The sequence below is a fragment of the Colwellia sp. BRX10-9 genome (assembly GCF_014077405.1).
Taxonomy (GTDB): Bacteria; Pseudomonadota; Gammaproteobacteria; order Enterobacterales; family Alteromonadaceae; genus Colwellia_A.
In genome coordinates this window covers 1-317 of record NZ_JACGVV010000134.1, presented here as the reverse complement: position 1 = coordinate 317, position 317 = coordinate 1, and the positions used below count along the sequence as shown (strand labels likewise).

2 tRNA genes are annotated in these 317 nt (G+C 46.4%); both read right to left on the bottom strand.

The window, feature by feature from the left end:
- Positions 1-4: 4 nt before the first annotated feature.
- Positions 5-81, bottom strand: a tRNA-Met gene (locus tag H4J69_RS19765).
- Positions 82-232: 151 nt separating this feature from the next.
- A tRNA-Met gene (locus H4J69_RS19760) sits at positions 233-309 on the bottom strand.
- Positions 310-317 lie beyond the last annotated feature (8 nt).

Sequence of the window (317 nt, the reverse complement as noted above, 5' to 3'; positions counted from 1 at the left end):
AAGTTGGTTGCGGGAGCCAGATTTGAACTGACGACCTTCGGGTTATGAGCCCGACGAGCTACCAGACTGCTCCATCCCGCGTCCGAATGTCCTAATACCTTCTTAGGAAAGCCAAGTTGTTTTAATTCAAACTTAAGAATTTGCTTTTTATACTTAAGCGTAAGTTGGTTATCGGAGCCCATATCTAATTGAAAGGGAACTGACGACCTGATTTTATACTTATATCTTAAGTTGGTTGCGGGAGCCAGATTTGAACTGACGACCTTCGGGTTATGAGCCCGACGAGCTACCAGACTGCTCCATCCCGCGTCCGAATG